The 25,884-nt window shown below is 41.2% G+C and carries 24 protein-coding genes and 11 tRNA genes; 13 read left to right on the top strand and 22 right to left on the bottom strand.

The features are described 5' to 3' along the window. Positions 1-6 precede the first annotated feature (6 nt). Genes ybeY through miaB form a run of 3 tightly spaced genes read right to left on the bottom strand, consistent with a single transcriptional unit; the run spans position 7 to position 2,999 of the window. Positions 7-465: an rRNA maturation RNase YbeY gene (gene ybeY / locus PAUR_RS13540; RefSeq protein ID WP_192508214.1), complete on the bottom strand. Its 459-nt coding sequence runs from the start codon at positions 463-465 to the stop codon at positions 7-9. A gap of 8 nt (positions 466-473) precedes the next feature. Beyond that, a complete protein-coding gene (locus PAUR_RS13535; RefSeq protein WP_192508213.1) occupies positions 474-1,511 on the bottom strand; it encodes a PhoH family protein in 1,038 nt (345 codons plus the stop codon). A gap of 54 nt (positions 1,512-1,565) precedes the next feature. Beyond that, complete coding sequence (gene miaB, locus PAUR_RS13530; protein ID WP_192508212.1) at positions 1,566-2,999, bottom strand: tRNA (N6-isopentenyl adenosine(37)-C2)-methylthiotransferase MiaB; 1,434 nt, start codon at positions 2,997-2,999, stop codon at positions 1,566-1,568. 253 nt (positions 3,000-3,252) lie between these two features. Between miaB and PAUR_RS13525 the strand changes: the two genes are divergently transcribed. Then, positions 3,253-4,416, top strand: a complete 1,164-nt coding sequence (locus PAUR_RS13525) for an FAD-dependent oxidoreductase (protein WP_192508211.1) — start codon at positions 3,253-3,255, stop codon at positions 4,414-4,416. A gap of 208 nt (positions 4,417-4,624) precedes the next feature. Here the strand turns inward: PAUR_RS13525 and PAUR_RS13520 are convergent. The 17 genes from PAUR_RS13520 to lolB form a co-directional block, all read right to left on the bottom strand. Then, positions 4,625-4,709, bottom strand: a tRNA-Leu gene (locus PAUR_RS13520). Between the two features lie 62 nt (positions 4,710-4,771). After that, a tRNA-Gln gene (locus PAUR_RS13515) sits at positions 4,772-4,846 on the bottom strand. Positions 4,847-4,987: 141 nt separating this feature from the next. Next, positions 4,988-5,072: transfer RNA gene (locus PAUR_RS13510), tRNA-Leu, on the bottom strand. A gap of 59 nt (positions 5,073-5,131) precedes the next feature. Beyond that, positions 5,132-5,206: transfer RNA gene (locus PAUR_RS13505), tRNA-Gln, on the bottom strand. Between the two features lie 455 nt (positions 5,207-5,661). Next, positions 5,662-5,746, bottom strand: a tRNA-Leu gene (locus tag PAUR_RS13500). A 60-nt stretch (positions 5,747-5,806) separates the two neighbouring features. Beyond that, a tRNA-Gln gene (locus PAUR_RS13495) sits at positions 5,807-5,881 on the bottom strand. Positions 5,882-5,916: 35 nt separating this feature from the next. After that, a tRNA-Leu gene (locus PAUR_RS13490) sits at positions 5,917-6,001 on the bottom strand. 16 nt (positions 6,002-6,017) lie between these two features. Further along, a tRNA-Met gene (locus PAUR_RS13485) sits at positions 6,018-6,094 on the bottom strand. 2 nt (positions 6,095-6,096) lie between these two features. After that, positions 6,097-6,171 (bottom strand) — tRNA-Gln (locus tag PAUR_RS13480). 146 nt (positions 6,172-6,317) lie between these two features. Continuing rightward, positions 6,318-6,402, bottom strand: a tRNA-Leu gene (locus tag PAUR_RS13475). A 45-nt stretch (positions 6,403-6,447) separates the two neighbouring features. After that, positions 6,448-6,524, bottom strand: a tRNA-Met gene (locus PAUR_RS13470). Between the two features lie 622 nt (positions 6,525-7,146). Further along, complete coding sequence (ychF, locus tag PAUR_RS13465) at positions 7,147-8,238, bottom strand: redox-regulated ATPase YchF (RefSeq protein ID WP_192508210.1); 1,092 nt, start codon at positions 8,236-8,238, stop codon at positions 7,147-7,149. A 49-nt stretch (positions 8,239-8,287) separates the two neighbouring features. Further along, entirely contained in the window at positions 8,288-8,872 is a 585-nt protein-coding gene (pth, locus tag PAUR_RS13460; RefSeq protein WP_010361698.1) for an aminoacyl-tRNA hydrolase, read from the bottom strand. A gap of 18 nt (positions 8,873-8,890) precedes the next feature. Continuing rightward, complete coding sequence (locus PAUR_RS13455; RefSeq protein WP_192508209.1) at positions 8,891-9,502, bottom strand: 50S ribosomal protein L25/general stress protein Ctc; 612 nt, start codon at positions 9,500-9,502, stop codon at positions 8,891-8,893. Between the two features lie 174 nt (positions 9,503-9,676). Continuing rightward, on the bottom strand, positions 9,677-10,624 hold the full coding sequence (locus tag PAUR_RS13450; protein ID WP_192508208.1) for a ribose-phosphate pyrophosphokinase: 948 nt from the start codon (positions 10,622-10,624) through the stop codon (positions 9,677-9,679). Positions 10,625-10,707: 83 nt separating this feature from the next. Next, a complete protein-coding gene (gene ispE / locus PAUR_RS13445) occupies positions 10,708-11,553 on the bottom strand; it encodes a 4-(cytidine 5'-diphospho)-2-C-methyl-D-erythritol kinase (protein ID WP_192508207.1) in 846 nt (281 codons plus the stop codon). 1 nt (position 11,554) lies between these two features. Beyond that, on the bottom strand, positions 11,555-12,139 hold the full coding sequence (gene lolB / locus PAUR_RS13440; RefSeq protein ID WP_225738351.1) for a lipoprotein insertase outer membrane protein LolB: 585 nt from the start codon (positions 12,137-12,139) through the stop codon (positions 11,555-11,557). An 83-nt stretch (positions 12,140-12,222) separates the two neighbouring features. On the opposite strand from lolB, the gene hemA reads away from it, so the two are divergent. The 12 genes from hemA (at position 12,223) to rlmM (ending at position 23,569) form a co-directional block, all read left to right on the top strand. Then, complete coding sequence (gene hemA, locus PAUR_RS13435) at positions 12,223-13,479, top strand: glutamyl-tRNA reductase (RefSeq protein ID WP_192508206.1); 1,257 nt, start codon at positions 12,223-12,225, stop codon at positions 13,477-13,479. A 7-nt stretch (positions 13,480-13,486) separates the two neighbouring features. Beyond that, positions 13,487-14,572, top strand: coding sequence for a peptide chain release factor 1 (gene prfA / locus PAUR_RS13430; RefSeq protein WP_192508205.1), 1,086 nt, complete (start codon positions 13,487-13,489; stop codon positions 14,570-14,572). Positions 14,573-14,574: 2 nt separating this feature from the next. Further along, the gene (prmC, locus tag PAUR_RS13425; protein ID WP_192508204.1) at positions 14,575-15,420 is read left to right on the top strand and encodes a peptide chain release factor N(5)-glutamine methyltransferase; all 846 of its coding nucleotides are present in this window, start codon (positions 14,575-14,577) and stop codon (positions 15,418-15,420) included. Positions 15,421-15,463: 43 nt separating this feature from the next. Further along, positions 15,464-17,005 (top strand): DUF3369 domain-containing protein, encoded by a 1,542-nt coding sequence (locus PAUR_RS13420; protein ID WP_192508203.1) that lies wholly within the window; start codon positions 15,464-15,466, stop codon positions 17,003-17,005. A 22-nt stretch (positions 17,006-17,027) separates the two neighbouring features. Next, positions 17,028-17,402 carry a SirB2 family protein gene (locus tag PAUR_RS13415; protein ID WP_192508202.1) on the top strand — a complete coding sequence of 125 codons (375 nt, stop codon included), beginning with the start codon at positions 17,028-17,030 and terminating at the stop codon, positions 17,400-17,402. 182 nt (positions 17,403-17,584) lie between these two features. Further along, positions 17,585-18,388, top strand: a complete 804-nt coding sequence (locus PAUR_RS13410; protein ID WP_192508201.1) for a tetratricopeptide repeat protein — start codon at positions 17,585-17,587, stop codon at positions 18,386-18,388. A 39-nt stretch (positions 18,389-18,427) separates the two neighbouring features. Further along, complete coding sequence (locus PAUR_RS13405) at positions 18,428-19,678, top strand: DUF819 family protein (RefSeq protein ID WP_192508200.1); 1,251 nt, start codon at positions 18,428-18,430, stop codon at positions 19,676-19,678. A gap of 12 nt (positions 19,679-19,690) precedes the next feature. After that, positions 19,691-20,545 carry a 3-deoxy-8-phosphooctulonate synthase gene (kdsA, locus tag PAUR_RS13400; protein ID WP_192508199.1) on the top strand — a complete coding sequence of 285 codons (855 nt, stop codon included), beginning with the start codon at positions 19,691-19,693 and terminating at the stop codon, positions 20,543-20,545. Positions 20,546-20,596: 51 nt separating this feature from the next. Then, the gene (locus tag PAUR_RS13395) at positions 20,597-21,490 is read left to right on the top strand and encodes a transcriptional regulator GcvA (protein ID WP_192508198.1); all 894 of its coding nucleotides are present in this window, start codon (positions 20,597-20,599) and stop codon (positions 21,488-21,490) included. A gap of 2 nt (positions 21,491-21,492) precedes the next feature. Next, on the top strand, positions 21,493-22,122 hold the full coding sequence (locus PAUR_RS13390; RefSeq protein ID WP_192508197.1) for an alpha/beta family hydrolase: 630 nt from the start codon (positions 21,493-21,495) through the stop codon (positions 22,120-22,122). Beyond that, positions 22,115-22,483: a DUF423 domain-containing protein gene (locus PAUR_RS13385; protein WP_192508196.1), complete on the top strand. Its 369-nt coding sequence runs from the start codon at positions 22,115-22,117 to the stop codon at positions 22,481-22,483. The genes PAUR_RS13390 and PAUR_RS13385 overlap by 8 nt, the downstream gene beginning before the upstream one ends. Positions 22,484-22,495: 12 nt before the next feature. Further along, positions 22,496-23,569: a 23S rRNA (cytidine(2498)-2'-O)-methyltransferase RlmM gene (gene rlmM / locus PAUR_RS13380; RefSeq protein WP_192508195.1), complete on the top strand. Its 1,074-nt coding sequence runs from the start codon at positions 22,496-22,498 to the stop codon at positions 23,567-23,569. Positions 23,570-23,637: 68 nt separating this feature from the next. Here rlmM and PAUR_RS13375 read toward each other — a convergent pair whose 3' ends face one another. After that, on the bottom strand, positions 23,638-24,942 hold the full coding sequence (locus tag PAUR_RS13375) for a glycerophosphodiester phosphodiesterase family protein (RefSeq protein WP_192508194.1): 1,305 nt from the start codon (positions 24,940-24,942) through the stop codon (positions 23,638-23,640). Positions 24,943-25,055: 113 nt separating this feature from the next. Continuing rightward, positions 25,056-25,781 carry a sulfate transporter CysZ gene (gene cysZ / locus PAUR_RS13370; protein ID WP_192508193.1) on the bottom strand — a complete coding sequence of 242 codons (726 nt, stop codon included), beginning with the start codon at positions 25,779-25,781 and terminating at the stop codon, positions 25,056-25,058. Positions 25,782-25,884 lie beyond the last annotated feature (103 nt).

The raw sequence follows: 25,884 nt of genomic DNA, 5'->3' as shown, positions 1-25,884 counted from the left end.
CATCGTTTAAATATCATCGCGATAGGGGTCTGAAATCCCTATCTCGGCTAGAAATTCTTTTTCAAGGCTTTCCATTTCTATCGCGTCTTGTTCATTTATATGGTCAAACCCTAATAAATGCAAGCACCCGTGGATCACCATGTGTGCAAAATGTTCGTGGAAAGGCTTTTCTTGTTCAATAGATTCACGCTTAACCACGTGAGGGCAAATAATTAAATCGCCAATAAGTGGTAATTCTATACCAGGAGGAGCTTCAAAAGGAAACGATAATACATTCGTTGGTTTATCTTTACCTCGGTATTGGCTATTGAGCTCTTGGCTTTGTGTTTCGTCAGCGATTAAAATGGTTAACTCTGGGCTCTCGTGATAAGGCTGTAGTGCCTTACTCGCCCATAGTTCAAACTGCTCGTGAGAGGGTAAATTCTCGAACTCACAGGCAATTTGTAAATCTAATTCAATGCTCATAGTAACTCTTAGTCCGACTTTGCTGCGTTATGACGCGCTAATTCTTTTGCGGCTTTTTCTTTACGCTCAGCTTCTTCTTTTTTCTCATAGGCTTCGACAATACGAGCGACCACAGGGTGCCTAACAACATCGTGGGATTTGAAAAAGTTAAATGATATTTCGTCAACATCCCCCAATACGTCGATTGCATGACGTAGTCCTGAACGCGCACCTCTGGGTAAATCTATTTGTGTAATATCACCTGTGATCACCGCCTTGGAATTAAAGCCAATGCGGGTTAAGAACATTTTCATTTGCTCAGCAGTGGTGTTTTGACTCTCGTCCAAAATAATAAATGCATCGTTAAGTGTTCGACCACGCATATAGGCTAAAGGTGCCACTTCAATGACATTTTTTTCAATTAAGCGTTCGACCTTTTCAAAACCGAGCATTTCAAACAAGGCATCATAAAGCGGGCGTAGATATGGGTCTATTTTTTGCGTTAAATCGCCAGGCAAAAAGCCGAGTTTTTCACCTGCTTCAACCGCTGGGCGTGTTAATAAGATACGACGAATTTCTTGGCGTTCTAAGGCATCAACGGCTGCGGCCACAGCCAAATAGGTTTTACCGGTACCAGCAGGGCCAACACCAAAACAAATGTCGTGCATTAAGATATTAGCAACATACTGACTTTGGTTTTGATTACGAGGCTTAATGACACCACGGCGAGTTTTTATGTAAACTTCTTTGTCCCATACGCTTGGCGAGTCTTGTTCTAAACACTTTGACTCAGTAATTGCTAAATGAACATTATCGGGTTCAATCTCTTTGATTTCACCGCGAACAGGGGCGGTATCAACATAAAGTGTCTTTAAAATATCCATAGCTGCTTTAACTTGGACAGCTTGACCTGTGACTTTGAACCAATTGTCACGGTGAGTCACTTCGACACCGATACGGCGTTCAATTTGTTTTACATTCTCGTCGAAAGGTCCGCACAAAGAAGAAAGGCGTGCGTTGTCAGATGGCTCTAGATAAAACTCAATATTTTTTGTTGGACTACTCAAAATTGCTTCCTGTAATAATTACGCCAGCATATGCTGGCGTAATTTAAATTAGCGTTATGGTGTAAAAGTCGCTACACCTAGCTCATCGGCTTCTGGTTCAGCGGGTGCGCGATTTAAAATTGATGATGGCGCTACCTCTTTACGTAAGTTCATTTCAGCCTCGGTACGAATTAAATCACCACGTAATGAGTTTGGTAGTGCCTCTGTAATACGTACATCAACAAACTGACCGATCACTGAGTGCGGGCCTTCAAAGTTTACTACGCGATTATTTTCAGTACGACCACGTAACTCCATTGGATTTTTCTTTGATGGACCTTCAACTAAAATACGTTGCTCAGTATCAAACATTTTACGACTAATGTCTTGTGACATTTGGTTGATACGGTTTTGCAAAATGTAAAGACGCTCTTTTTTCTCTTGCTCTGTGACATCATCAGGCAAGTCAGCTGCAGGCGTGCCGGGGCGTGCTGAGTAGATAAAGCTGAAGCTCATATCGAAGCCAATGCTGTTGATCAGGTTCATTGTTGCTTCAAAGTCTGCGGTAGATTCGCCTGGGAAGCCAATGATGAAGTCAGACGACATACTCAAGTTAGGGCGCACTTTACGTAATTTACGAATTGTTGATTTGTACTCGAGTGCAGTATGACCACGTTTCATTAAGTTCAATACACGGTCTGAACCGCTTTGTACGGGCAAGTGTAAGTGATCAACTAGCTCTGGTACGTCTTCGTATGCGTCGATAATGTCAGGCGTAAACTCAACAGGATGAGATGTGGTATAGCGAATACGGTCAATACCATCAATGGCTGCCACATAACGCAGAAGATCTGAGAAATAACAGATTTCACCATCGTGTGTTTCACCACGATAAGCGTTTACGTTTTGCCCAAGTAGATTTACTTCACGCACGTTTTGCTCTGCTAGCTGAGCCACTTCTAGTAAGACGTCATCTAACGGACGACTGACTTCTTCACCACGTGTGTATGGTACAACACAGAAGGTACAATATTTAGAACAGCCTTCCATAATCGAAACAAATGCAGAAGGGCCCTCAGCTTTAGGCTCAGGTAAACGGTCAAACTTCTCGATTTCAGGGAATGAAATATCAACCACAGAACCTTGTTTGTTTTGGACTTGTTTTATCATTTCAGGTAAACGATGCAATGTTTGCGGACCGAAAACGATATCAACAAAGGGGGCACGCTTACGAATTGTATCGCCTTCTTGTGAGGCAACACAGCCACCGACACCAATAACCAAATCAGGGTTATCGTCTTTTAGCAGTTTCCAGCGACCCAGCTGATGAAATACTTTCTCTTGTGCCTTTTCACGAATTGAACAGGTATTGAGTAAGATGACATCCGCTTGCTCTGCTTCTTCGGTATATTGATAGCCATTAGTGGCATCTAGCAGATCTGCCATTTTCTGGGAGTCATATTCATTCATCTGACAACCCCAGGTTTTAATATGCAATTTTTTACTCATTGAAATATTGCCTCGTATTCAATTCGGACTTCAGCACATAGCGCGCAATTTGACGTTTGCAAAGCGATCAGTGTTTCGTAACCACAAAGCTTAAAGGACGCGTATTTTATATGACCTAGCGTAACTAGCCAAGTATAGTTTTTAACTTTAGAAACTGGGATCAAACATAAGCGTATTTCCTGCATTACAAACGGACAAAACTGCATAAGTTACGATACAATTTAAAGGCATTCATTTGATTAAGGCAAAAGGCATGAAAAACAAGGTGGTGATTGTTGGTGGCGGCATGGTTGGCGCAGCTGCAGCGGTAAAACTAGCAATGCAAGGTGCAGATGTGACTGTTTTAGAACATCAGCTCATAACTCCTGAAAATGTGCTTAGTAGCGATAAGGTTGATATTCGCATCTCTGCCATTAATCGTTTCTCAGAAGCGTTACTCGATGAACTCGGGGCCATGCCGGTATTGCGTCAGAGTAGGATTGCGCTTTATCAACAACTTGAAGCATATGAACAACCCTCAAATCGACTCTTATTTGATAGTGCTGATATGGCAGAGAGTCACTTAGGTCACTTAATTGAAAATAGTTTAGTACAAGCTAGTTTATGGCATCAATTCGAAAAGTGGGGTATTAGCGTCGAGCAAGTAGCCAGTCAGCCAACAGAGGTTGAGTATGGTGTAGAGGATGTGGTTTTGCACTATGCTGATAAGAGTTACGCCGCTGACCTATTAATTGCGGCCGATGGCGGGCGCTCTCAAGTACGTCAATTAGCCGATATAGGGACTACGGGTTGGCAGTATCAACAAAGTTGTATGGGAATATTAATAAAGTTAGATGCTGAGCAACAAATAAAAACATGGCAACAATTCAAGCCATCAGGCCCCATTGCGTTTTTACCTATGCAAGCACCTTATGCAAATTTAATTTGGTATCAAGACAGTGACACATTAGCCACGTTGGCAAAAATGAGCAACGCTCAACTTAAAGCGCAAATTCAGGCGTATTTCTTTGAGTTACCAGGTGACTTCAGTGTCTGTGAAAAAGCGGTGTTTCCGCTGACTCGCCAACATGCCAATAGTTATAGTAGAGGGCGAGTGGTGCTAATCGGTGATGCAGCGCATACAATTAATCCGTTGGCAGGGCAGGGAGTTAACTTAGGGTTTAAAGATGTCGCCGCGTTAGCTGATTGTTTGGCGGATCAGCCTGATTTAGGTGCGTTTACTTTATTAAAAGCGTATGAAAAAGCACGACGAAAAGATAATTTAGCAATGATGAGCATGATGGATGCCTGTTACTTTGGCTTTTCTAATGAGTTAGCACCTTTGAAATTATTACGAAACAGTGCTTTAAGGTTGGCAAATAATGCAGGGCCTTTGAAGGCGCAAGTATTAAAACATGCGATGGGTGGTGTTTTTTAACATAGTTTTTTCGTAATAATGTGTCGAATGAATCAACAGCGGGCTTCGGTTCGTTTTTTAAGGGTAAGAAAATTTATGGGTAAGAAAACAATACTGTTTTTTGAGTAATGATAAAAATGGAAAATTAATAATGTAAGGAAAGGTAGTTATATATAAGAGGTGTATATTAATGTTTATCGAGAAGGAGGTTAACTTTAGGAAGTATAAGTGGTGCGGAGGGAGAGACTTGAACTCTCACACCCTAAGATACTGGAACCTAAATCCAGCGCGTCTACCAATTCCGCCACCCCCGCAGGTGAGTAGTTAAGCTACTAGCTATGCGACTGTAAATGCACTTTCATCAATAATGAGAAAGTGGCTGGAATACCAGGATTTGAACCTGGGAATGGCAGGATCAAAACCTGCTGCCTTACCGCTTGGCGATATTCCAACAATAATTACTTTCAATTCAAACGTTGAACCAGTGAATTTAATCTAGGGAAGAATAGAGAGTATCAAAACCTCTGTTTCTGTCCTTACCGCTTGGCGATATTCCAACAATAATTACTTTCTAACTTTTACATCTGAAAGATGGTGCGGAGGGAGAGACTTGAACTCTCACACCCTAAGATACTGGAACCTAAATCCAGCGCGTCTACCAATTCCGCCACCCCCGCAGGGTTTGTAGTTGAGCTACAAGCTTTAATTATATAAACACTTTCATTGGTGGGGAAAGTGGCTGGAATACCAGGATTTGAACCTGGGAATGGCAGGATCAAAACCTGCTGCCTTACCGCTTGGCGATATTCCAACAATAATTACTTTCAATTCAATCGTTGAACCAGTGATTTTAGTCTGGGGACGAGGAGAAGTATCAAAACCTCTGTTTCAGTCCTTACCGCTTAGCGATATTCCAACAATAATTACTTTCAATTCAATCGTTGAACCAGTGATTTTAGTCTGGGGACGAGGAGAAGTATCAAAACCTCTGTTTCAGTCCTTACCGCTTAGCGATATTCCAACAATAATTACTTTCAATTCAAACGTTGAACCAGTGAATTTAATCTAGGGAAGAATAGAGAGTGGCAGGATCAAAACCTGCTGCCTTACCGCTTGGCGATATTCCAACAATAATTACTTTCAATTCAATCGTTGAACCAGTGATTTTAGTCTGGGGACGAGGAGAAGTATCAAAACCTCTGTTTCAGTCCTTACCGCTTAGCGATATTCCAACAATAATTACTTTTTAATTTTACATCAAGAAGATGGTGCGGAGGGAGAGACTTGAACTCTCACACCCTAAGATACTGGAACCTAAATCCAGCGCGTCTACCAATTCCGCCACCCCCGCAGGGTTTGTAGTTAAGCTACAAGCTGCTAATTATATAAACACTTTCATTGGTAGAGAAAGTGGCTGGAATACCAGGATTTGAACCTGGGAATGGCAGGATCAAAACCTGCTGCCTTACCGCTTGGCGATATTCCAACAATTAGCTTTCTAGTTTTACATCTAAATAAAGATGGTGCGGAGGGAGAGACTTGAACTCTCACACCCTAAGATACTGGAACCTAAATCCAGCGCGTCTACCAATTCCGCCACCCCCGCACAGAGGGTAAGTAAATGGTGGCTATGCCCTGATTTGAACAGGGGACCCCATCATTATGAGTGATGTGCTCTAACCAGCTGAGCTACATAGCCATTGGCTGGAATACCAGGATTTGAACCTGGGAATGGCAGGATCAAAACCTGCTGCCTTACCGCTTGGCGATATTCCAACAATCATTACTTTCAATTCAAACGTCGAACCAGTGAATTTAATCTGGGGAAGAATAGAGAGTATCAAAACCTCTGTTTCTTTCCTTACCGCTTGGCGATATTCCAACAATTACTTATCTGATAAGTTTACTTCTTATCGAGAAGTTGGTGCGGAGGGAGAGACTTGAACTCTCACACCCTAAGATACTGGAACCTAAATCCAGCGCGTCTACCAATTCCGCCACCCCCGCATAAAGCGTCAGCAATTTATAATGAGATTTTGGTAGTAAAAAGATTGGTGGCTATGCCCTGATTTGAACAGGGGACCCCATCATTATGAGTGATGTGCTCTAACCAGCTGAGCTACATAGCCATGTCTTTTTATATCTCACCGTTGCTGGTGCGGGGCGTATTATGCTGATATGGTCTAAAGTCGTCAACACCTTTTTTGCAAAAAATCGCTACCAGAGGTTTGTTTGCAGATTAAATAAACGAATTAGCCCAATAAACACAAGTGACAGAAGAGATTTTATACAAAAAGTGTGTGTATATCTATATTTGGCAGAAAAATTCTGTGGTGGCTGTTTACAAGGAAAGTCATCAATATTGGTGTATTGGTAAAATAGTGTGCACAAAGTAATCAAGCTGCTTAACGTTGCTGGTTAGACTGTTATAAGCGTTGCTTGTTTTTACGCGCCTTTCTATCGAATTTCTTAATGCGCGTTGCAGTTGTATTGTGTTATTGGTCACCCGAGCGGTCTAAATTAGGTGTTATTCACGTGAAAAAATAATGCTTATTGAAAAAGTAACGCCATGAAGAAGTTTTGCAGAGCTACTGAGGTGTTGGTTGATAGTGCTATCTGATGATTCATGTAACTGAGATGGTTAGGTGTGCTATCGAACTGGGGGGGCAGTATAAGTATAGTGTTGCTGTATTGCGATTAAAAAGCAAAAAGGGCCATAGTTGGCCCTTTATAGTAATATTCAATGCTTAATTAAACATTGAATAAGAAGTTTAAGACATCGCCATCTTTAACGATGTAATCTTTACCTTCTTGACGCATTTTACCTGCATCTTTAGAGCCACTTTCACCGCGAAACTCAATGTAGTCATCAAATGCGATGGTTTGAGCACGGATAAAGCCTCGCTCAAAGTCAGTGTGAATTTTACCAGCGGCTTGTGGTGCTGTTGCCCCAACAGGAATGGTCCAAGCACGGACTTCTTTTACACCTGCAGTAAAGTAAGTTTGCAACTTAAGAAGTTCATAGCCACCACGGATCACAAGGTTAAGCCCAGGTTCTTCTAGACCAAGATCTTCCATAAATTCGCGTTTGTCATCTTCTTCTAGTTCAGAAAGCTCAGACTCAATTGCCGCACATACCGGAATAACGACTGCGTCTTCTGCTGCTGCTATTTCACGAACTTTATCTAAGAATGGGTTATTTTCAAAACCATCTTCAGTCACATTGGCAATATACATGGTTGGTTTAATTGTTAGGAAGTTAATGCTTTTTATTGCATCTTTTTCTTCTTTGGTTAGCTCTAATGAGCGTAACGTTAAACCTTCATCAAGATGTGCTTTTACTTTGACTAAAACATCATTTTGATATTTTGCGTCTTTATCGCCACCTTTGGCTTTTTTTGCATTACGCTGGGCTGCGCGATCAGCCGCATCCATATCAGCAAGTACTAGCTCGGTATTGATCACGTCAATATCGTCAGCTGGGTCAATGGTACCTGATACGTGAACGATATTTTCATCTTCAAAACAACGGACAACATGGCCTATTGCATCTGTTTCACGAATATTAGCTAAGAATTGGTTACCTAAGCCTTCACCTTTTGATGCGCCTTTAACCAGTCCTGCAATATCTACAAACTCCATTGAAGTTGGGATAATACGCTGTGGATTAACAATTTCAGCAAGTTGGTCTAAACGAGCGTCAGGCACTGGTACTACACCAGTGTTTGGCTCGATTGTACAAAATGGAAAGTTAGCGGCTTCAATGCCGGCTTTGGTTAATGCATTAAATAAGGTTGATTTACCTACATTAGGTAAACCGACAATGCCACATTTAAAACCCATAGTTTTGAACCTTTATGTTACTCAAAAAACCGTAATAACGCATCGTTATTTACGGCTTAAATGAATGTAGTCTGTTTTGTGCTTTTAGCACACCATCTTTCGCTAATATTTCCATACAACGTACTGCTTCATCAACGGCTGCATCAATGACTTCTTGGTCTGCTTGAGGTGCTTTTCCTAGCACCCAGCCAGTCACTTTATCTCTGTGACCTGGGTGACCAATACCAACACGAAGTCGCATAAAGTCTTTATTATTCGCCATTTTAGCAATAATGTCTTTTAATCCATTGTGCCCACCATGTCCGCCGCCTTTTTTTAATTTAGCAACGCCAGGCTCTAAATCCATCTCATCATGTGCGACGAGAATATTCTCGACAGGAATTTTATAAAAATTCGCTAAGCTACTGACTGATTTGCCACTTAAGTTCATAAAAGTAGTGGGGATTAAAAGCTTAAATTCTTGATTATTGATGAGTACTTTACCTGTTAAGCCGTGGTGTTTGGCATCAGGTTTTAGTTGGCAATTATAGCGTCTGGCAAGTTCTTCGATGAACCATGCGCCAGCATTGTGACGTGTGTTTTGATATTCGGGGCCTGGATTAGCCAGGCCCACTAGCATTTGAATATTATTCAAGGTGCTGACACCTTTGAATTATTCAGCAGCTTCTTCAGCTTCTTCAGAAGCAGCGCCTTTAGGAGCGTTTAGAGTTACAACCGCTTGGTCGTGACCTTCGCCCTTAGCAAGCTCAACTGAAGTAACACCAGCTGGAAGAGTTACGTCTGAAAGGTGAAGAGTAACACCTACTTCTAGTGCAGCTACATCGATTTCGATGAACTCAGGTAGTGCAGCTGGAAGACATGTGATTTCAATTTCGGTTACTTGGTGTGCTACTGTGTTTCCACCTTTAGTTGCTACATCTTCGTTTAGGAAGTGTACAGGTACTTTAGTGTGGATTTTGTGAGAAGCATCAACACGTTGGAAATCCATGTGCATTACTTTAGGCTTAAATGGGTGACGTTGAATGTCTTTAAGAATTGCTTCAACAGACTCACCAGCGATGTTTAGCGTAAGGATGTGGCTGTAGAAACCTTCATCTTCTTGTGCTTTGATCACTTTGTTGTGCTCAAGAGTAAGCGCTAGCGCTTCTTTATCTGCACCGTAAAGGATCGCTGGAACTTTGTCTGCATGACGTAGACGGCGGCTCGCACCCGTACCTAGGTCAGCACGTACTTCGGCATTCAATGTGTATAATTCGTTAGACATGATGTCTCCAAAAATAATTTGATTAATGTTTTAAGGTACTCGCGACCAAGTACCTCAACTACCTAAAAAAGGCGCGCTACTATACCATTGGCATAACGTAATTAAAACTATAGATACAAAAAAAGCACCCTTAAGGTGCTTTTTGTTCTCTAATAGACGATGTCACATTATTTATTAATGCTGGAACATGGCAGAGATAGACTCTTCATTGCTGATACGGCGAATTGTTTCGGCCAGCATATCTGCAAGAGTAAGTACTTTAATGTTATCTAGACTACGTAATTCTTCAGACAGAGGAATTGAATCTGTCACGATAACTTCATCGATGACTGAGTTACGTAAATTTTCAGCTGCTGCACCAGATAATACCGGGTGTGTCGCATAAGCAAATACACGCTTGGCGCCGTGCTCTTTTAATGCTTCTGCGGCTTTACATAAAGTACCGCCGGTATCAATCATGTCGTCGACGATAATACAATCACGGCCAGCAACGTCACCAATAATGTGCATAACTTGTGATACGTTCGCTTGTGGACGACGTTTATCAATAATTGCAAGGTCAGTGTCGTTTAATAACTTGGCGATTGCTCGAGCACGAACAACACCACCGATATCAGGTGATACAACTACAACATCATCGAACTCACGTTCTTTCATGTCATCGAGTAAAACAGGGCTACCGAAAACGTTATCGACAGGTACGTCAAAGAATCCTTGGATTTGTTCTGCGTGAAGATCAGCCGTTAATACACGGTCTACACCAACACTTGATAGGAAATCTGCAACGACCTTAGCAGTAATTGGTACACGGGCTGAACGTACACGACGGTCTTGACGGGCATACCCAAAGTAAGGGATTACAGCTGTAATACGACCTGCAGAGGCACGACGCAAAGCATCGACCATAACGATAAGTTCCATAAGGTTATCGTTAGTAGGGGCACAAGTTGACTGGATAATGAAAACATCCGATCCGCGTACGTTTTCATTGATTTGAACACTGATTTCGCCGTCGCTAAAACGACCAACTACAGCATCACCTAATTCAATGAATAAACGTTTTGCAACTTTTTGAGCTAACTCAGGTGTTGCGTTACCAGCGAAGAGCTTCATGTCAGGCACGGTAGGGTTCCTCAGGCACTGAATTTTTGGACTAACATGCAATGACAGAGTCAAAACAGGTTAACTTAAACAATATACTTCTACTATTTTAACCAGTTTTCTAACTGCGTATGAGCAGGAGAAATCGTGGTGTTCGGGGCTACAAACCCATGCCAGCATGACGGTAATGAATTGAGCACACGCTGTGCGGCTATTTGTGAATCAAGTTCAACAAAGCAGCACGCCCCTGTTCCCGTCATTCTGGACGGGCCGTATTTTAGCAACCAGAGCAGGGTCTTTTCAACCTCACAATTGAGCTTTTTGACTAAAGCTTCACAATCGTTGCTTGTATCGGCCAGTTTCCAATCCTCAGATAGCTTAGGAGTATTGCGCGGTAATTCAGGATGAGTAAATATTTCAGCGGTACTAATATGTACATTTGGGAAAACGACACAATACCATTTTTTTGGTAAGTTTATGCTTGTTAATTCTTCACCAACCCCTTGTGCTATCGCGGTTTTACCATGAATGAATACCGGCACATCCGCGCCTAAATTGAGTCCTATTTTTGCCAATTCCGCAATGCTTAAGTCACATTGCCAGAGGTAGTTTAAAGTTAATAAAGTGGTTGCTGCATCGGAAGAGCCACCACCTACACCACCACCCATAGGTAATTTTTTAATTAATTTAATATTAATTCCTAAAGGGGTGTTTTTGTAAGGTTGTAACGCTAAAGCCGCTTTATAGATTAAATTATCCTGTTGTGGAATGTCGCTTATATCACCACAAAGTATGATCTCTTTTTCATTTATTAATGTGAAAGTTAATTCATCACCAAAGTCTAAAAATGTAAATAAGGTTTCCAGCTCGTGATAACCATCAGCACGCTGATGGTTGATGTGTAAAAAGAGATTAAGTTTTGCTGGAGCGATAATTGAAACGGGTGTCATATTAAAATTGCCATTTGTTTAACTGAATTTTTATACTGAGATTTTTATGTGTCAATATCATCCGAGAAGGCAGCCACATTTGACGATGTAAACTATATTTTTGATATTTTGCGTGCCACACTTGGCCTTGTGGATCGACCCAAGTGGTCGATACTAGTCGTTGTTGAGTATCGTATTCATTTGCATCACTCTCAACGGTGGCAGAGAGCCAAAGAGGGGCTTGGCTCATTGGTAATGTAAAACCGCTTAGGCGTTTTATTAAAGCGCTGCTATTGTCGTCTAGGTATGTTTTTCCATCATAAATGAGTTCACTATGGTTTTGATGCTCTATGAGTTCAAGCAAGCGAGTACCAATAAAGCTGGTGAGAATGAGATGTTGTTTAGCGTTGTCGAATTGCCAGTTAAAATTGGCGGATTGGCGTTCTTTTGGGCTAATAAAAGCCAGCTTTCCTTGAACTTGCCATACTGAATGTTCCTCAAATAGGTTTGAATGCAGGGTATTTTCTGTGTTAATTGGTGATATTTTTTGCGCACATCCGCTGATAAATAAAAAAAACATGAGCAAAATCAAATGAAATTGTGTCAAATGAAGTTCCTTACTTTCCATATTCGATTGAATTTTGGTAAAATTGCCCGCTTTGAAGCAGGGCTCGGGCAATACTGGCATCTATGACCATCATCGCACTTGGTATAAATCACAAAACCGCATCGGTTGAATTACGCGAAAAAGTCGCGTTTTCGCCTGAGCAACTATCAGATGCACTAACGCAACTTGCGCAAAGTGCGCAATTTAAAGAGTCTGTCATTGTCTCGACCTGTAATCGCACCGAGCTCTATTGTAGCCTTGAGAGTGAAAATTCCCAAGCGCTTCTCAGCTGGTTGGCATCCTTTCATAATATCAATGAAGCTCAACTGAGTGATAATATTTATATTCACCATAATAATGATGCCATTAATCATTTAATGCGAGTTGCTTGTGGACTGGATTCTTTGGTGTTAGGTGAACCACAGATCTTGGGGCAAATTAAACAAGCTTATAATACTGCTAAGCATCATAATGGCATTCGCCCAACTTTCGAACGGCTTTTTCAAAAAACCTTTTCAGTCGCTAAACAAGTAAGAACAGAGACTGAAATAGGGGCCAGTGCAGTATCCGTTGCTTATGCCGCGGTGAATTTGGCGAAACATATATACGGCAAACTAGATAAAACGCGAGTGCTTTTGATTGGCGCGGGTGAAACCATTGAATTGGTTGCAAAACATTTGTACCAACATCATCCCAAGTCAATAACGGTGGCAAATAGAACCATTGAACGCGCGCAGGGGTTGGCTGAAGACATTGAAGGAAATGTGATTTCTTTGGCCCAGTTGCCAGAAGAGCTGCATAAGTCAGATATCGTTATTAGCTCAACAGCGAGTACTTTACCCATTATAGGCAAAGGGGTTGTAGAGCAAGCTTTAAAGCAACGACGTCACAAACCCATGCTACTCATTGATATTGCTGTGCCAAGAGATATTGAGAGTCAGGTTGGGGAATTGGATGCCGCATATTTGTATTCAGTGGATGACTTGCAAACCATTGTCAGTGAAAACATGGCAAGTAGAGAGCAAGCTGCACGTCAAGCACAAAAAATAATAGAAGATAAAACGCGGGAATTTATTCAATGGCAGCGTTCTTTGCAGTCAGTTGATGTAATTCGTGAATATCGCAAAAATGCGCAAGAGGTAAAAAATGAACTGGTTGATAAAGCACTCAATCAGTTACAATCAGGTAAGTCATCAGAAAAAGTCTTGCTGGAATTGGCCAATAAGCTTACCAATCGCTTAACGCATGCGCCAACACGCGCAATTCAAGAGGCGGCTAAGCTGGGTGATATAGAGCAGTTGGCACAACTGAAACAAACATTAGGAATTGAGCAGGAATAATAAGTTAATGAAAGAGTCTGTATATCGTAAGCTAGAGACCTTAACTGAGCGCTATGAAGAAGTACAAGCGATGTTGAGTGATCCCAGTATTATTAGTGATCAAAATCGTTTTCGAGCATTGTCAAAAGAATATTCTGAGTTAGAAGGTGTTGTTAAAACATTTGGTTCGTATCAGCAAGCACAAGAAGATGTGTCAACAGCTGAAGAGATGTTAAAAGATTCGGATCCAGATATGCGAGAAATGGCGCAAGAAGAATATAAAGAGGCGAAAGCATCTATTATTCAGCTTGAAGATGATCTACAAGTGTTAATGTTGCCAAAAGATCCTAAAGATAATAACAACGTGTTTTTGGAAGTGCGTGCTGGTACAGGGGGCGATGAAGCGGCTATTTTTGCGGGAGATCTATTCCGTATGTACAGTCGTTATGCTGAAACGCAAAAGTGGAAAATAGAAATAATCAGCGTTAATGAAGGTGAGCACGGCGGGTACCGTGAGGTGATTGCCAATATTAGTGGCGATGGCGTTTATGGTAAATTAAAGTTTGAATCAGGGGCGCATCGTGTACAGCGCGTTCCAGAAACTGAATCTCAAGGTCGAGTTCATACATCTGCATGTACTGTTGCAGTTATGGCCGAGGTGCCAGAAGCGGAAGCGATTCAAATAAATAGTGCAGACCTAAAAGTGGACACATTCCGTGCCTCTGGTGCTGGTGGTCAGCATGTCAATAAAACTGACTCTGCAATACGGATCACCCACCTTCCAACCGGTGTTGTTGTTGAATGTCAAGATGAGCGTTCTCAGCATAAAAACCGTGCTAAAGCTATGTCAGTCTTAGGAGCGCGTTTACAACAAGCTGAAGATGAAAAACGTCAAGCAGCTGAAGCATCAGAGCGCCGTAATTTAGTTGGAAGCGGAGACCGTTCTGAGCGAATAAGAACGTATAATTATCCTCAGGGCCGTATTACCGATCATCGAATTAACCTGACACTGTATCGTTTGAATGAAATAATAGCCGGAGAATTAGGTGCCATCGTTGATCCTCTATTGCTAGAACATCAAGCTGATTTGCTTGCAGCAATGGGTGATGAATAACTGTGAGTTGCTATACCGTAGCCCAAGCGATAGCTTGGGCCACCTCGGAATTTGCTGATTTATCAGATACCGCTAAGCTCGATGCCGAAGTATTGCTACTCCATATACTTGCAAAACCACGAAGTTATTTATTTGCATGGCCTGACGCACAATTGGTAGGTGTGCAATACAATGAGTTTAAAAAATCTGTGGCGCGACGAGTAAAAGGGGAACCAGTTGCACATATTATTGGTGAGAGGGAGTTTTGGAGCTTACCATTAAACGTGAACAGCAGTACTTTGATCCCTCGACCAGATACCGAAACTTTAGTGGAGTATGTATTAAGCCTCACATTCGCTGAAGATGCACAAGTACTTGATTTAGGCACTGGTACGGGGGCAATAGCGCTAGCGTTGGCTTCGGAGATGCCAGCTTGGCAGATCACCGCGGTTGATTTTTCTAATGATGCTGTTGCATTAGCGCAAAGCAATAAACGTAAATTAGCAATTAAAAATGTTACTATTATGCAAAGCGATTGGTATCAGTCTGTCGCTGGACAGCACTTCGATTTAATTGTTAGTAACCCACCCTACATAGAAGCAGACGATATACACCTGACGCAAGGTGATGTACGTTTTGAGCCTTTATCCGCACTGGTTGCGTTAGATGAAGGAATGTCTGACATAAAAAATATCATTGATAAAGGCCGCGATCACTTAAAACCAGGTGGCGTTTTATTAATTGAACATGGTTACCAGCAAGCTATTAAATTGCAGCAGTATTTTGCACAAATGGCGTATACCAATATACTTACTATAAAAGATATGTCAGGCTGTGATCGTGTTACTTTAGCGACTTGGCCTAAGTAAGAATTTACCCCTATAACAGCAGTGCGTTTAAAGGATGCAAGCAATGGATGATTTTTTGTTTTCAGATGAGCCAAATGAAGTGGTTGAACAAGAAGCCAGTGGCACTTGGAAAGTCATAATTGTTGATGATGAACCTGAAGTACATGCAGTTACTAAATTGGCATTGAGTGACTTTGAATTTCAGAAAAAGCGGTTAGAATTTCTCAGCGCGTATTCTGGTGAAGAAGCGCGCAAAGTGATAATTGATCATCCAGATGCAGCCATTGTTTTACTCGACGTTGTCATGGAAACTGATGATGCAGGGTTGCAGGTGGCGAAGTATATTCGCGAAACAGCAAAAAATAATCACATTCGAATTATATTAAGAACAGGCCAACCAGGGCAGGCACCTGAACGGCAAGTTATTGTAAATTATGATATCAATGATTATAAATCAAAAACTGAATTAACCGCGCAAAAACTATTTACAGTGGTGATGTCGAGCTTACGTTCATACCGCGATATTTTAGCAATAGATCAATCTCGGCAAGGGTTAGAAAAAATTATTTGTGCGTCGAGGGATATTTTTGCAACACATTCAATAGAGCATTTCATCAAAGGGGTAATGCAACAGCTTACATCTTTGTTGGGAACCGTTGACGAGGCTATTTATGCCACATCATTGGTTGCAAGTAACGAACCTTATCAAAAGAATGATCAACTGATTGTTTTTACCGGTCGTGGGGAATTTGAAGAGTCTGAAGGTAAGCCAATTTCTGAAGTACTTAAACCAGAGCAGTTAGCGGCGTGTAATGAGGCATTGCAGCAAAAAGGTATTATTTATAAAGATAATTATCTCTTTGCTTATTGCTCAAGTGAGTATAACCATAGCTCTATGTTATTTATCTCAGGGATCCCTGAGTTTTTAACAGGTACACAAAAACACTTAATCAAAATCTTTACGCAAAATGTACAGTTGGCTTATGAGAATGTGCAGTTGCAGGCTGAAATAGAAGATACACAACAGGAGCTGGTTTATCGACTCAGTGAAGCTCTAGAGTTGCGCTCTACAGAAACGGGTAATCATGTCAAGCGCGTGGCATATATTTGTTATGCGTTAGCACAAGCGTATGGATTAAGTAGCCGAGAAGCGGAGTTGGTGAGAATGGCCTCTCCTTTACATGACGTTGGTAAAGTGGGTATACCGGATGCAATCTTAAATAAACCAGCCAAACTGGGTGATGATGAATGGAAGGTTATGCAAACCCATACGGATAAAGGTTTTCAGATCTTAAAAGACTCTCGTCGTGAGATTGTAAATACAGGCGCAATTATTGCCAGAGATCATCACGAAAAATGGGATGGCACTGGATATCCTTTAGGAAAGAAAGGGGAAGACATACACGTATTTGGTCGTATTGTTGCACTGGCAGACGTTTATGATGCATTACGACATAAGCGTTGTTATAAAGCGCCCTGGGAGGCAGAGCAGGTTGTTGAAGAAATAAATAAACAAAAAGGGCTACATTTTGACCCGAAATTGGTTGATGCATTTAATGAAATCATCGGAGATCTAGAAGCGATTTTAGTACGCTTCCCTGATTAAACACATATAACAACGAGAAATTATGGAATATATTGCCCTAAAGCATACACATGTCATGTTTGCTGTTTTAAGTATCTTATTGTTTTTTACGCGTGCGTTTTCACGATTGAGAACCGGTAAACTCGCCGCACATAAAGGCGTTTTTATTGCGAGCCATAGTATAGATACACTATTGCTCGTATCCGCGGTTGTATTAGCTGTATTTGCTAGTTTAAATCCGGTCAACCAGCCTTGGTTAATGGAAAAAATTATTTTAGTTGTGGTATATATAGCTGCGGGTATTGTAAGTGCAAAGGCTAAAACTAAACGAGTTCAAGTGAGTACTTTATTAATCGCAGTTTGTGCATTACTTGCTGTTGGCTATTTAGCCGGTTCAAAATCAAGCTTTATATTGTAACCCTTTGATGCATAAATGATCGTATATTGTTTATGCATACTCTTATATTTCAACAAATAACAACAATCAACCCCTTACTATGATGTGTACTGTACTGGCGGTAATTTCCATGCTTGGGTCTTTTCTAAAAAGTGGTAAACTAGCCGTTCGATTAAAAAAAATAATGAGAACACTCGGTAGTTATGACTGATACTTGGTTTGAAGAGCGCGAAAGAGCACAAGATTATATATCGCAACAAACACTATTACGCTGTATTGGTGCTGAATCGCATTGGGATGCGCAAGCTGTACTGGAACATAGCTATTGCCAATTAGCCGAATTAGAGTTGCAGGTTGATCAAATCAGTCATAAAGTGCCTGATTTACATCAACGCTTGAGTGCGATACTTGATGCTTTTTATACACAGTGGCTTTTTTGTGGTAGTGAACAAAATGCACCAGAGCATCAGCTGAATAGTGTGTGTTATGTATTAAAAATGCGCAGTGGTTCACCAACAGCTTTGTCTATTGTGCTTTGCCACCTTTTAGAGCGCGCTGGATTAGCTGCAAATTTAGCGATGGAGCAAGGTGAGGTAATGGTCCACGTCGGCTTTAGCTATGATGAAGGATATATTGTTGAACCCTGTAGTGGTCAACAAACTTGGTATATAGTACCTGAAAATGAGAAGGAAAAGCAGGACGAACCACTGGAAATAGTCACAGGTGATGAAGCTTTTAAACTGTATTTAGCGCAGCAAAAATGGGCGTTTATTGCTGCGGATAAGTTTGGTCACGCATTAAGTTGTGTAGAGCTACTCATGGGCATGCTAGGGGATGATCCTTACGAACGAAGAGATCGAGGATACTTACTGAACCAGATTAACTGCCCTAAGATGGCCAAAGAAGACTTACAGTATTTTGTTGATGAATGTCCAGATGATCCAACAATTGATATTATTGAGCATCAAATATCTGAACTCGCAGATCATAATCATGTATTGCATTAAATAAAAATAAAAATAAAAATAAAAACGTGAGAGGGTACAATGCAGGAAAGCAGCGCTTTAGTCACAAATAATGCCGTTATTTTGGGTTTGATCTCAATAATATTAGGATTCGTTTTCTACACATCAAACCTAAAAGAGGGTATGTGGGCCAAATTTTATAAGTATGTTCCCGCTTTATTAATGTGCTATTTTTTACCCTCATTACTAAATACGTTTGGTATCGTTGATGGCAACAATAATGATGTTTATAGTGTTGCTAAGTACTTTCTATTACCCGCCTGTCTTGTTTTACTCACTCTCAGTATCGATCTTAAAGCGGTATCCGAACTTGGAAAAAAAGCCGTTATTATGTTTTTGACCGGCACGGTTGGCGTAGTAATCGGTGGGCCTATTGCACTATTAATTACGTCCGCTGCGATGCCTGAGTTATTGGGAGGGGCTGGTCCTGAAGCTGTATGGAGAGGAATGGCAGCGCTTGCAGGGAGCTGGATCGGTGGTGGTGCAAATATGGTCGCCATGAAAGAAATTTATGGGGCTGGTGGAGAGATATTTACTATCATGGTCACGGTTGACATTGTGGTAGCAAACTTGTGGATGGCGGCATTACTTTATATTGCTGGGCGACATAAAGAAATTGATGCGCGTTCAGGTGCGGATACTTCATCAATTGATAGGCTTATCGATAAAGTTCAAAAGTTTGAGCAAGAGCATGCACGAAAGCCTGAATTAAAAGATTTGATGCTACTTATTGCATTTGCGTTTGGTGCCACTGGATTAGCGCATTTTGCAGCCGATTTATTGGTCCCATTTTTTGTGGAGCACTACCCAGAACTTAAAAAGTTTTCTCTACATAGTAAATTGTTTTGGGTTATTGTTTTAGTGACCACAATAGGTTTAGCATTATCGTTTACGAAGGCACGCAATTATGAAGCTGTGGGGGCATCTAAAATTGGCTCCAGCTTTTTGTACATCTTGGTTGCGACCATCGGTTTACATATGGATATTACTAAAATTGTTGAAGCGCCAAAATATGTCGTGATTGGTTTGATCTGGATGGCTGTACACATCGGTTTATTGTTTCTTGTCGCTAAGATTATTAAAGCACCTATTTTTTATGTGGCGGTGGGAAGTAAAGCGAATATAGGTGGGGCAGCATCTGCGCCAGTTGTTGCGTCGGCTTTTCACCCAGCCTTGGCACCAGTTGGAGTTTTATTAGCGGTACTTGGCTATGCACTAGGTACCTATATGGCTTGGTTGTGCGGGCAATTATTACGCATAATAGGCAGTTAAGTTGGAAAGAGTATGAATACGCAATTAATTAAGGTCGCCAATGTTGAAGTGGCGAATGACAAACCGTTTGTATTGTTTGGTGGTATGAATGTGCTAGAGTCTCGCGACTTAGCGATGACCATCGCAGAACACTATGCTGAAGTGACAACGAAGTTAAATATTCCTTATGTGTTTAAGGCGTCTTTTGATAAAGCGAACCGTTCTTCAATTAACTCATATCGAGGGCCTGGAATGGACGAAGGGCTTAAAATATTTGAAGAAATTAAGCGAACTTTCAATGTACCTCTAATCACAGATGTTCATGAACCTCATCAGGCTGCACCTGTGGCAGAAGTTGTCGATATCATCCAATTACCAGCGTTTTTAGCGCGTCAAACTGATTTGGTTGTGTCTATGGCTAAAACTGACGCGGTTATTAATGTGAAAAAGCCGCAGTTCTTAGCACCCCGTGAAATGCGTCATATCATTACCAAGCTAAATGAGGCAGGCAACGATAAAATTATTTTGTGTGAGCGTGGCAGTAGCTTTGGTTACAATAACTTAGTTGTCGATATGCTAGGTATGGATGACATGAAGCATATGGCGCCTGTTATTTTTGATGCAACTCATGCATTACAGCGCCCAGGTGGGCGTGAGGATTCAGCTGATGGTCGCAGAACTCAAGCCGCAGAGCTTGCTCGCAGTGGCATGGCTTTGGGTTTAGCTGGATTGTTTATTGAAGCACACCCAAACCCAAATGAGGCAAAGTGTGATGGACCATGTGCATTACCATTAGCAAAACTTGAAGGGTATTTGAAGCAGATGAAAGCAGTTGATGAGTTGGTGAAAAGCTTCCCTGCTTTAGATACAAGCGCAGCTGATTTATAATAATAATCATGGCAGCTCTATGAGCTGCTTTTTAACGAAGGCATCGCATTCATGTCGAGACGACTTCCCCCACTAAATGCTCTTAAGGCCTTTGAAGCTGCGGCAAGACACTTGAGTTTCACTAAAGCAGCAGAAGAGTTATTTGTTACGCAGGCCGCTGTAAGCCATCAAATTAAAATATTAGAAGAGCACTTAGGTTTAAAGTTATTTTTAAGAAAAAACCGCTCCTTGTTATTAACAGAAGAAGGTCAAGGCTATTTTCTGGATATTAAGGAAATATTTTCTCAGCTTATAGACTCAACAGAAAAACTGCTTGCGCGAGGGGCTAAAGGCTCGATTACAGTGAGTTTAACACCAAGTTTCGCTATTCAATGGTTAGTACCTAGATTAAGTCAGTTTAATGAATTACACCCTGAAATAGATGTACGGATTAAGGCTCAAGATCATGATGAAAACTCACTAACTGATGATGTAGATGTCGCAATATATTATGGTCGAGGTCATTGGAGTGGTGTGCAAACTCATAAATTACATACTGAATACTTAGTGCCTTTGTGTAGTCCATTGCTGCTAAGTGGTCCAAAACCTTTAGATCAAGCGAGTGATTTAGAGCATCATACGTTATTACACGATATGACTCGACGAGCTTGGAAGGCGTGGACGAAAACGGCGGGTGTCCGTAATGTTCAAGTAAATCAAGGCCCGATATTTAGTCATTCATCTATGGTATTGCAAGCAGCCATACATGGACAAGGTGTGGCGCTGGGCAACAGTGTGCTGGCTAAGCCTGATTTAGATGCTGGACGGCTAATTATTCCTTTTAGCCATAGTCTTGAAAGTAAGAATGCGTACTATTTAGTTCTCAGAGAATCCCAAGCGGAGCTTGGGAAAATTGTATCATTTAAAGACTGGATGTTGAGTATGGTTGAGCAGGAACAAATATAACGATGATTGAGTGGTTTAAATCGCAGCAACCAGCAATAGCGCAGCTTATTTTTGCACACGGAGCGGGTGCGGGCTCCGATTCCGAGTTTATGCAAACGATGGCCAAGCACTTGTGCGCGCATCATATTCAGGTTGGGCTATTTAACTTTGAATATATGCAATTGGCAAAACAATTGGAAAAGCGTCGACCACCTGACAGGGCACCTAAGCTACTAGCCTACTATGAAAAGGTTCTGACGCATATAACGCCGGGTATACCTTTGTTCCTTGGTGGTAAGTCAATGGGCGGGCGTATGGCATCCATGTTGGCGGTACAAACAGCACAACCAGTGCGAGGTGTAATAGCGATGGGTTACCCATTTCACCCACCTGGAAAGCCAGAAAAATTAAGGACTGAGCATTTTACGCAAATAGAATGCCCGTTTCTAATTTTGCAGGGGGAGAGAGACACATTTGGTACGCATGAAGAAGTACAAGCGATGGGACTTGTGGAGCCTATTCAATTATGCTGGTTTGCAGATGGCGATCATTCTTTAAAGCCTCGTAAAAAAAGTGGATTCAGTGAAGAGTCACATTTATTGAAAGCGGCTAAAGAGACTGCCGATTTTATTAAAGGAGTGATCCATGATTAAATTATATTTGCTGGCTGGTGGTATTTTCTGTCTGCTGTCAGTCGCATTGGGTGCATTTGCAGCGCATGGCTTGAAACACTATTTGAGCGAATACTCAATTGGCGTTTTTAAAACAGCGGCAGAGTATCAAATGACTCATGGTTTGGCACTGATTGCGGTTGCTATGCTGCTTCGGTGGGGGGTGAGTGTGTCTACAGCAGGTTGGTTCTTTATAGTAGGTATAGTATTATTCAGTGGAAGTTTATACTTACTATCGATAACAGGCTTGAAATGGCTAGGGCCAATAACCCCAATAGGTGGGTTGTGTTTTTTGGCTGGTTGGTCTGTATTGATTTATAAAATCGCGAAACATTCATTTTAAAAGAGAGCACAAATGTCAAGTGTCGTTATTTATTGCCGCAGTGGGTTTGAAAGTGATGCCGCTGCAGAAATTAACCATCATGCCGCATTGCAAGCTGTCGCCGGATATGTAAAAGCGAAGCCGAATACAGGTTATGTTATTTTTGAATGTTTTGACCCCCAACAAGCAGAGCTACTTGTAAAAAAAGTAGACTTCAAAAGTTTAGTCTTTGCTCGTCAATGGTTTGCCGGTGTGTTGCTGAATAATATGCCAGTTGAAGACCGTGTTAGTGAGATTAAAGCCGTTGTGGGCGATTTTCCGCTTTGTGGTGATTTACGAGTTGAAACTCCAGACACAAATAGTGGTAAAGAACTTTCCAAATTCTGCAAGAAATTCTCAACACCATTAGCCAAGAGTTTAGAAAAGCAAAATAAACTAACACGTGATCACAAACCAACAAAGCCAGTGTTACATGTATTGTTTTTAAGCAATGATACTGCGTATGTAGGTTATTCGTTTAGCTCGAATAACTCGCCATTTTTTATGGGGATACCACGTTTGCGTATGCCAAGTGATGCACCAAGCCGATCAACATTAAAGCTAGATGAGGCATTTAATGTGTTTATTGGCAAAAGTGAGAGCGAAGGGCGAGTTGAGCCTGGAATGCGCGCGGTTGATTTAGGCGCTTGCCCTGGTGGGTGGACGTACCAATTAGTACGTAGAGGCATGTTTGTTACTGCAATTGATAATGGACCAATGAATGATGCATTAATGGAGTCTGGCCAAGTTAAGCATTACACAGTTGATGGTTTCAAATACCTGCCGGAAAAGAAAAATGTGACTTGGTTAGTATGCGATATGATAGAAAAACCGCTTAAAGTCGCTAACTTGATGTTAGATTGGATAGTCAATGGGTATGCAAAAGAGTTGATATTTAACCTTAAATTACCCATGAAAAAGCGTTTTGACACTGTGTATGAATGCTTAACGCTTATTCATGAAGAGCTGGCTGAGTACGGCGTTGATTATCGTTTACAAGCAAAGCACTTGTATCATGATCGAGAAGAAATAACCGTTCATATTCAAGTAAAGAAGCTATCCAAATAAGTTTGGTGATGAACTCACTCAGAACATAACGGCGACAGCGATACTGTTATGTTCTGACATATATACGTCTACTGGCTTTGTTTTATACCCATACAACTTGCGTAGTAAGTTGTCGTTGCTGGCCAATCACTGAAGACGCCAATTACCCCCACTTGCTGCGCGAGCACATCAAGTAGTATCAGCGCATCATCATCGCTGTTTATCGCATCTTTGATAGATTGATAGTACCAACCACCGCCATGTTCAAGCGACGCCGAACGCTCTAATGTCCATGTGATTATTTTTAATCCGGCTTGCTTAGCAGCGATAGCGTAATCAGAAGGAACAATTTGGTTGTTATTATCCAGTGTTACGAGCACCCATAATGGTGGAGCGATGATTTTTACCCCTTCATCAACAAGCTGAGTCATGCTTGGTTGCCAGGTTTGTGCATTAAGTGGGTTGAAGCCAGCGCTATTATAGCGGTCATCTAAAAATACAGCTTGCTGTGCAAATTCAGGTTCATGCTCTAGCCAGTATTTTACATCATCTAAATTGAATGATTGCGGAAAGACTCGGCTGGCGGGTACATCTGCAGCATGATACTCATCTAACATTTTTTGGGCATACATTTGTTGGGTCATGCCATTGAATGGCATTGCAACACTTGCTGACTTAAGTTCAGGTGTCATTTTCACATTTAAAGACTTAAATAACTCAATACTTTCTCTGTGGGTTAATAAGGTCCCTTGAGTTGCATATAAATCAGTACGCCAATTTGCAGTGCCATTGAGGTAGTCATTGATCGTTGTTGCTTGGCTATTTGCACTATCCATTTTAGCTGAAAGTTGTTTGAACTCAGACAGAGTGATATCTGACGTACAGCACATTGCAGAAGCAAGACTCTGAGTGGTAGGATCTGCGGGTGTAAACGGTTGAGTGCACTTTTCAGCAAGTTCAGGGATAGTAAGAATATTGGTCGTCGTATGCAAATCACATTGAGAGTGACGACACACCAGAGCCTTATCTTTGGTAAATGTAACGTCACACTCTAAAATACCAGCTCCCATTTTGGCTGCTGCGATGTAAGACTCTTTAGTATGTTCAGGAAATTGCAAAGGTGCACCACGGTGGCCGATAGAAAAATCGGTTTTATAAAATGGTCCATTACTACATGCATCAAGCTTACTTTTTAGTACTCCGCTAGAAAGCTGGTTTACTAAAAATTGTGGCCGGGCTCCAACTTGGACATTATTTATTATTGTTGTGGGTTTATTATTATTTTCGATGTGCGGAGTACTTACAGTCACTTTCTCAGTGCTAATAATATCGTTATCACTGGCACAGCCCGCGAGTACGATGGTAGATACTGCGAATATCATTCTAATAGGCATTGTTGTCACTCTTTGATAATTTATGCAAATAAATTATAGGTTTAAAGTGACAAGTTGATGAGGGATAGATGACAATTGAACTGACATCATACCGATGCCAGTTTAAGGCTGTGTTAACGATAATTAACTCGATAATTATCAACCCATAATCGTGTTGCCCCACACACAGCGACAGGCATGACAATTAAGTTGATAAATGGAATAGAAGTTAAAATAAAAACGGCAAAACCAAACCCGTATGAAAGACCCTGTTTGCTTTTTAAGTCAGCTTTCATTTGTTTAAAATGGATTTTGTGATTATCGAAAGGGTAATCGTTGTATTGTACGTTGTACATCCAACAGGTAAATAATATCCATAAAATCTGGCCAAAAATAGGCAGAATCCACAGGAGAATAAAAAAGCCGAGGGCACGTGGTACATAGTAACAAAGTTTGGTCCACTCGCGCGCGAACATTCGTGGAACATCTTTAAATGTATCCGCTAGGTTGTCATCATTGACTGGCTGTCCAGTCAAATGTAATTCAACCTTTTCACTCAATAAACCGTTAAAGGGGGCCGCAATAAAATTAGTAATAACAGTAAATATCATGGAGTAGCTGAACAATATGACTAATATTGCAATAGGCCACATGAGCCACTCTAGCCAGGTTAACCAATTTGGCAATAGTGTGTTTAGATAATTAAATCCGTCGACGAGCCAATCGTATAAGAAAAATAATGAACTACCAAAGAGTAAAATATTAATTAGTAGAGGAATAAAAACAAAGCGCTTTAGACCTTTTTGCGTAATTAAAGAAAAGCCGGAAAAAAAGTATTCCATACCTTGGGCTAACTGCACTTGACACCTCAATGAAAGTTTAAGAGATATATTTGTCGCCAAGTATATCTTAGTCAATGTATGAAGTATGCCTAATTAAGTAACAAACTGTTGCAGAAATCGG

It is taken from the genome of Pseudoalteromonas aurantia 208, from assembly GCF_014858725.1.
Classification (GTDB): Bacteria; Pseudomonadota; Gammaproteobacteria; order Enterobacterales; family Alteromonadaceae; genus Pseudoalteromonas; species Pseudoalteromonas aurantia.
Note: the sequence above shows the minus strand (reverse complement) of the source record. Positions and strands in the feature narration are given on the sequence as shown.